At 58.7% G+C, this 8,740-nt stretch carries 2 protein-coding genes; both read right to left on the reverse strand.

Annotation, left to right across the window (positions count from 1 at the left end; genetic code table 11):
* Positions 1–6,757, reverse strand: a 6,757-nt coding sequence (locus HDE79_RS21675) for a non-ribosomal peptide synthetase (protein WP_184605295.1), incomplete at its 3' end; no start/stop codon positions are given.
* On the reverse strand, positions 6,757–8,740 hold a 1,984-nt coding region (locus HDE79_RS21680; protein ID WP_221440330.1), incomplete at its 5' end, for a beta-ketoacyl reductase. The genes HDE79_RS21675 and HDE79_RS21680, both read right to left, overlap by 1 nt.

Below are 8,740 nucleotides of genomic sequence, written 5' to 3' on the forward strand. Positions count from 1 at the left end.
AGCGAAGCGCCGCCGGAATGTGATACGCCGCACTGGCCTCGCCCAGTTGTGATAAAAACCACAGGCGCTTCTGCGCGAACGATAGCGGAAGTTCCCCGTCGCGCGGCGTCGGAACGATGGGATCAGTTACTGCCATATCTGACGATTGGCGAATAACGATAGCGCCAGCCAATTCGCGTAGCGTGGCGTGGATGAACAGTTCCACCAGCGGCAACTGGACGCTAAACTGCAGCTTGAGTCGGCTGAGCAGCCGCACGGCAAGCAACGAATGCCCGCCGAGCTCAAAGAAGTTGTCATGGCGGCCGACCTGCTCCACGCCCAGCAACTCCTGCCAGATCTCCGCCAACGCCGTCTCGACCTCGCCTTCCGGTGCCTCGTAGCGTCGGTGCGCTAACGCCTCATCCCCCGGCGCCGGCAACGCCTTGCGGTCCAGCTTGCCGTTAGGCGTTAGCGGCATCGCATCAAGCACCACGAACGCCGACGGCACCATGTAGTCCGGCAGCAACGGAACTAGGTGCGACCGAAGGCTGGATACCAGACCCTCGTCCGCCTCCGCCACCACATAAGCCACCAACCGCTTGTCCGCTCCGTCACCCAGTGCCACCGCCACCGCATCGCGCACGCTACCATGCTCACTCAACCGTGCTTCAATCTCGCCCAACTCGATGCGGAAACCACGCAACTTCACCTGATGGTCGTTACGGCCCATGAACACCAAATTTCCGTCTGGTAGGTAACGCGCCAAGTCGCCCGTGCGGTACATCCGCATCCCGGCCGATGGTGCAAACGGATCCGCAAGAAAGCGCTCCGCCGTCAACTCCGGGCGGTTGAGGTACCCACGTCCCACGCCGTCGCCGCCGATGTAAAGCTCGCCCACCGCACCAAGCGGTACCGGCTGCCCCTCATCGTTAAGCAGGTAAAAACGGGTGTTGCAGATCGGACGACCAATGGGTATGACCGTTCCAGCTGTATCTGCCGTGACGCGTGCCGCCGACGACCAGATCGTCGTTTCCGTAGGTCCATAAACATTCCATACGGCTGCTGCGTTCTCCAAAAGTCGCCTGCCGAGCTCAGCAGGCAACGCTTCGCCGCCGCACAATTTGGTCATACCAAGGGGCGTCGACCACTCGCCGCTGGTCATGGCACGCCACACCGTTGGCGTCGCCTGCATGACAGTCACGCACTGGTCGTTGACCAGACGCCCCATCACTTCCAAGTCAGTGATCTCCCTGCGGGTGGCGAGGATGATCGTGGAACCCATGGCTAGCGGAAGGTAGATTTCAAGGGCCGCGATATCGAATGACATGCTCGTCATGGCGAGGCAGCGCTCACCCTGTTCGAATTGCAGCATACCGGACATAGCACGCACGAAATTGACCACGCTTCGATGTTCAACCATCACGCCCTTGGGGGTACCCGTTGAGCCGGAGGTATAAATGACGTACGCAAGGTGGCTGGGAGTGAGGCTAGGCACAACAACATCCGGCTCAACCGGCAACGATGCGCCTGTGTCGGTACCGTCCAGTGCGATGAGTTCCCGCCCCTTCGACGAGGCAGACCCTAGGACCGCGCGACCCACCTCATCGCAAAGCAGGAGCACCGGATCGGCATCGTCGAGGATCGACTGCAAGCGGGCTGATGGATAAGCCGGGTCCAGCGGCAAATACGCGGCGCCCGCCTTTAGGATGCCGAGAAGACCTTCTACCATCGCGAACGACCGATCCACGCATATAGCGACACGATCATCCGGACGCACGCCCCGATCCAGGAGCGCCTTTGCCAAGCGATTAGCACGTGTATTCAATGCTGCATAACTGATAGTTTTGCCGTCGCACTGGATGGCGATCGCATCAGGCTCCTCTGCAGCACGCGCCTCGAACAGATGGTGTAGGCAGGGGTCGGACGGGAAAGATGTCGCAGTGTCGTTCCATCTGTTGAGTAGCAACATGCGCTCAGCCGTAGGCATGATCTCCAGCATCCGCATTGGGGAATGAGGTGCGCTATCCAGCGCATCGACCAAACTCTCCAACGCTTGCTCCATGTAGGCACATATCCGCTCTGCCGAGAGCGTATCCACCACCTGCGCCGTCAGGCCAAGCGCGTCGCCGTAGTCCTCTACCGAGAACGAAATCGGGTAGTTCGTGCGCTCTTCCCCACCCAGCCACTCGATGCCGACTAACGACGATGTCTCCTGATCCACCTCGATTGCGGCGATATGCCGATAGTTCAGCAGTGCACTGAACAACGGGGCCGATGCATCCACCCCACTGCAATGCTGCGCAAGCGCCAATGACGCGTGCTCGTGATTGAGCAGATTAGCTAGGCAAGCGTGCGCAGTACGCACGCTATCCTCCACGCTCTGCTCCCCCAGATCCAGGCGAAACGGTAAGCTATTCATGAACAGCCCCATCGCCCGATCGGCACCTTCGCCGCCGTGCATGCGGCCGAACAACACCGTACCGAACACCACCGACTCGCGACCCGAGGTCCGCGCCACCACCTGGCCCCAGGCCAAATGGCACAGACTAGCCACGCTTACGCCAAGCCGGCGGCCGTGACGACGCAGACGTTCGTTCAACGATGCCGATAGTCTCTGGTGCGACTGCACAATCGCGCTACCGTCACCATACACATCCGCGATGCCGAAAGGCAGCGTCGGTTCATCGATATCGCTCAATTGCTCGCGGAAGAACGCCTCGTGCTCAGTTTCATCAACCCCGTACTTTGCCTGCGCCACTAGATTGCGGAACGGCTGCGGTGCCGGCAATGCTTCACTCTTTCCGTCCAGAAAGGCGATCAACTCCTCCCGAATCACGTCCTGGGTCGAGTGATCACCAAGCAGATGATGCTGCAGATGCAGCGCCACCCAGCGCCTGGCAGACTGATCGTAGGCCACCACTACACGCAGTAGCGGAGCTTCACTTAAGTCGATTCGATAACGTCGCGGGTCATAGCGCTCCGCCAGCTGGACCTCAATCGGGCCATCCTTCGCATCCAACGTCAGTTCCGTCACGGATAGCGGCACATGGCGCAAAACCACTTGTGCGGCAAGGGAGAGACCGTCCCAGAAAAACGCCGTACGCAAGATATCGTGGCGATCTATCACCTGCTTCAGCGCCGCCAGATAGCGATCCAGCAACGCGCGGTCGGCAAAAGCTACTTGGCTATACAGCAGATAGGGATCGCCCTGTTCCGCCAGCAAATGGTGGAACAGGATGCCTTCTTGTAAGGGTGACAGTGCATAGATGTCCTGGATGGCCCGTACACCACCAGGTACCTGCGCCACGATACGGTCCACATCATCCTGGGTCAGTTCGATCAGCGGTAACAACGCCGGTGTGAGTACGCGCGTATCCGTCGTGATTAGGTTTGGCGGTACGACCACTTCCCGGTGGCCGCCCAACGCTTGCGCCAGATCGGCCAGCGTCGGCTTGGCGAATACATCTCGGATCTCTGGACTCAAGCCCAATCGGCGCAAACGCTCCATTAGCTTGATGGCCAGCATCGAATGCCCGCCAAGTTCGAAGAAGTTGTCGTATCTACCGATGGTTTCTACCCCTAGTAGCTCCGACCAGACGTCCGCTAGGAGCTGCTCTAACTCGCCCTCAGGAGCCGCGTAAGCGTGGTGGGCTAATGCACTGTCTTCCGGCGCTGGTAGCGATTTGCGGTCGAGCTTGCCGTTGGCGGTCAGCGGCAACGCGTCCATGCGTACAAACGCCGACGGCACCATATGGTCTGGCAAAAGTCGTGCAAGATGCCTACGCAAATCCAAAGCATCAATGACTGTTACCGCCTGTGTGGTGACGTAGGCGACTAAATGTTTGTCGCCCGCCACATCTTCACGCGCCAACACCACCGCCTCCCGCACCTCTGGATGCTGGACCAAGAGTGACTCGATCTCGCCAAGCTCGATGCGAAAACCGCGAATCTTGATTTGATTGTCAATTCTTCCCAAATATTCAATAACGCCATCATTTCTGTGGCGCGCAAGGTCCCCCGTTTTATACAAGGTGTCGCCAGCTAACTCAGGAAAGGCATTGGGGATGAAGTTCCTTCGAGTTTCCTGCGGATTAGACAGGTATCCGCCCCCAATGCAGACACCCCCCAATAAAAGCTCGCCCACGCTCCCAATCGGCACGAGATTAAGATCTTTATTGACAATAATGGCTGATGTATTACTGATTGGTTTTCCAATAGGAATAATTTCGTCCACCGAACCGGATAGCTCATGACAAATCGTTCCGATCGAGGTTTCGGAGGGGCCATAAAAGTTATAGACCTTTACCCACGGAAAATGATTCATGAACTTGGTTAACGTGATGCGCGTTAACTTATCGCCACCAACGATTATTCTGCGTAACGCCATGCGCGATCCATCTGCATCCGGCGAGCTACAAAAGAAATCGCACAGCAAATCAAGCAGAGCGGGCGTAAAATCTGTGGTTGTTACACTGTATTTCGTCATCGCGCGAGCTACTTCGGATACGTCAAAGAGATTATCTTTGAATATTGGAATGACGGAAGTGCCACCCTTGATAAGAGGCCAAAAATACTGCCAGACAGCAGAATCAAAACAGTGATTCGTCGTTTGGAGTACGACCTCGTCCGCACGATCATCGAAGTATTCGCTCATAAAGCATAGCCGATTGACTATGCCTCGATGCAGGTTCACTGCTCCCTTAGGCTTACCGGTAGAGCCAGAGGTGTGAATAACATAAATTGGCATCTCTGGATGATGCTGTATTTGTAGGTTGCCTGAAACCTCGACGTCGTCAAGGCATATGATTTTCTGAAATGCGGCGTAATCAGTTGAGTCGACGGGTGATTTTTCATCAACCAGGATGACCTTAGGCCGAATCATTGACAACACAAGTTCAAGACGCTCAACGGGCCAATTGATATCCAGTGGTGCAAATGCAGCCCCCGCCTTCATAATGGCCAAGTAGCTCAAGGGGACTTCGAGTGAGCCCTCCATGAGGACTGGAACGATATCGCCCTGCGAAATCCCCATAGCTCCGAGCTGCCGGGCAATCGTGTTTGCCTTGCCGTTGAATTGGCGATACGTCACTTGTCTATCGCCATGAATGAACGCGATTGCTTCGGGTGACTTTCCCACTTGTATTTCGATCAACTCATCAAGGCTCTTCTCTAAAGGACAAATAGCCTCGGTGGCGTTGAAATCCACGAGTAGACGTGCGCGCTCTTCGGGCGAAAGCAAGTCGATCCGAGCCATCGGCTGCGTCGCATCCGTCACCATGCCGCGCAACGCCTGCACCAGGTATCCCGTATACCGCTCTACCGTCGACGCATCGAACAAGTCCGTGGCATAACTCAGCACGCCCTCGATCGTTCCCACTGGCTCATTTAAGGTCATGTCCAAAGTCAGGTCAAACTTACAGCGGTCCGCAGCCAGGCTCAGCGATTCGATCTGCAGCCCCGGCAGTGCCAAATCGCCGCGCTCGTTGTTATGCCAGGTAAACATCACCTGAAACAACGACGTATGGTCCAGCCGCCGCGGCGGATTCAGTCGTTCCACCACTTGCTCGAATGGCACGTCCTGATGGTCCTGCGCCGACAACGCCACCGTGTGTGCCCGCAACAGCAACTGACTTACCGTTGGCGCGTCCGACAGGTCGATCCGCAACGCCAGCGTGTTGACGAAGAAGCCGACGAGCGGCTCGATCTCATGCCGCCCCCGGTTGGCCGACGGCGTACCGATGACCACGTCATCCTGACCGCTCAGGTGACCCAGCACCGATGCCCAGGCGGTGAGCAACGTCGTGAACAGCGTCGCCCCGTGACGCTGGCTCAGACGCATCAGTTCCACCGTCAACTCCGCATCCAATCGCACCGGCATCGAACCGCCGACAAAGCTAGGCGTCGCCGGACGCGGTCGATCGGTCGGCAGGCTCAACAGATCCGGCGCGCCCGACAGCGAACGCTCCCAATAATCCAACTGCTCGCCTAGCCGCTCCTCGGTCATCCACTGCCGTTGCCATACTGCGTAATCTGGGTACTGCACCGCCAAGGGCGGCAACGGGTTGTCACGGCCTTCGACGAAGGCCGCGTACAGTGCACTGAACTCGTTAACCAGAATGCCCAGCGACCAGCCGTCCGAGACGATGTGGTGCTGCGTCAACAGCAGCGCATGATCGTTGGAGCCCATGCGAACCAACCGGCCACGTACCAGCGGTCCAGCCGCCAGGTCGAACGGCGCGTGCGCTTCTTCCTCCGAGATGACCGCCAGCGCGGCGGCGCCATCCCCCGCCTCGCCCAGGTCATGGTCCAGCAGCGGGAACGGCTGAGTCACCGGCAGCAGCTTCACCTGCGGCTGGCCCTCCACTACCTGGAACACCGTGCGCAGCGACTCGTGCCGCTGCCACAGCGCATCCAGGGCCTGACGCAAGGCCGACTCGTCCAACTCACCGCGTAAGCGCAGCGCCGCCGGAATGTGGTACGCCGCACTGGCCTCGCCCAGTTGCGATAAAAACCACAGCCGGTTCTGCGCGAACGATAGGGGCAGGCGCTCGCCCTCCTGCCTTGGCCGGATCCCGGCATCCGCAACAGAGACAACGGACGCACGCGCATCTAGCTCGGCCAGATAGCCGATGATCGCTTCCCGGTGCGTGGCGATCTTCTTCCTCAACGCGTCTGGAAAGCCCTTCCCGGCCGAACTGTAAGCGAGATGTCCATCCTTGAGGTAAAGCACAACGTCATGGGCAATCGCCTCATTAACAATTTTCTCGCTAACGCTCATTAAAAAATTCCCTCTTCAATGTTGAGAACATCTTCTTGAATATTTCGTTTCTTCTCGGCCAGGCGGGCCATGGTGAGCACCGAGCGAATCCTGCTCGCACCTGCTTCGATCGTCGGCTCTTCAAAAAAGTCGCGCATGGAGTACTCGCCCATCAGTACTGGAAAAACTTCGCGCATGCGATTCAGGAGGCGCATTGCCAGCAACGAGTCACCTCCTAGCGTGAAGAACTCGTCGCTAATTCCGATCTCGTCGAGGCCAAAGAATCCGCGCCAGATGTCCGTGAGTTGCTCTTCGATCATGGCTTCAGCGTCCTGATCATCATTGCGAATCTCCGATCCCACGGCACTCTGACGGGTGTCAGCTAATTCGACCCACGATTCGATCCGGGCGTGCATGTCGCCGGTTGAATGAACCAGATGTGGCAAGTCCGCCCATGCCAGGACGTGGTCCAGCGCGCGCGCACCCTCATCGAGGGTCATGCCATAAGGTCCACCGACCTCACCGGGCTCAGGCAGTCGCCAGCCATCCCAGCCAATGCTGATCCAGCGTTCGTCTCCCAACGCATGGCGGCGACAGGCGAATGCATCCATCCAGGCGTTCGCCGCCGCGTAGGCAGAGAACCCGAGGCCTCCAAGCACTGCCGAAAGCGACGACATCAGCATGCAGAATCCGACGTCGTACTTGGCTAGGAGCGCCTCCAGTACCAGCACGCCCTGCACCTTGGGCAGGAATTGCCCACGGCGCGTATCCACCGACGCGACACCGATGGCCACCAGCGAGCTACGAACCTCTCCTGCGCAATGAATTACGCCATCGATACTGCCGAAGGAAGCCACGGCTTGTGCAAAAGCCGACTCCATGTTTACGTGGCTGGTCACGTCGGCCCGGCATACCAGCACCTCAGCACCCTTGGCTTCCAGAGCAAGCAGACGGCGAAGTTTTTCCGACGTCGTATCGCCCTGCGCACGCGTGTCGATCCAGTCAGCCCAGTTCGCGCGCACTGGCAGTTCGTCACGACCGATGATGACCAGCTTGGCATTTCGCTCCGCCAGCGATTCGGCGATGGCGTAGCCGACCTTACCCAGGCCACCGGTGATGACATAGACACCACCCTGCCTGATTCGGGACGGATGCCTTCCGGCTGGCACGCGGCGCTGTTCCCATGCAAGGATCCAGCGCATGCCATGACGAAACGCCAGTACAGTCTCTATACCGTCGCCCTGCAATTCGTCGAACAGTCCGGTCGCAATGGTCTCGATCCAGGCCGGATCGGCGTACTCGTTGCCGCTGACGTCGATATGACCGCAGCGTAGACCTGGATATTCCTGAGGCGCGACCTTGCACAGGCCTGTAACCGTCATGGCGTTCGGTGACACCGATTCAGTGCCGACGACGCGATACGCGTCGGCGGTTACGACGTGGCAGATCCTGGAACCTGCGACGCGGCTAGAACTGACGGTCCGCAAGACACGCAGGAACGAGTCATAGCCAAGCCGCTGCGATGCCTCGACCGCGTCGATGTCTACCAAATAGTCCGCGCACGTTGCATCAAGAGACCACAGGTGCATCACGTGATCGATACGCTCTCCAGGTCGCTCGAGGTCAGCGAAGACAGATGCGTAGTCAGCTTCCGTATCGAGCTGGACGCGATACTCGTCCTCGCCCAGTCGCTCGAACACTTCGGCCGGCGTGACCACAATCACCCGTCGACCAGCCTGGCGCAGACGCTCTGCGAGGGCGTTGCCGATGCCTTCACCATCGGCAAATAGGACGACCCCACTAGGCGACATCGATGCCTGCGTCCGCTTGAGCGGACGCAGGCGCCAGAATGGCGCATAGAACCATTCCTCGTGATTGCCGCTTCGCATAGCATTGCTGCGAAGCGTCTGGCTTTTGCCGCGGGGCGCATCGATCCAGTACCGCTGCCGCTCGAACGGATACGTCGGCAACGGTACTCGCCGGCGTTGCAGGCCACCGTGATAG

Source organism: Rhodanobacter sp. MP1X3 (genome assembly GCF_014207165.1).
Lineage (GTDB): Bacteria > Pseudomonadota > Gammaproteobacteria > Xanthomonadales > Rhodanobacteraceae > Rhodanobacter.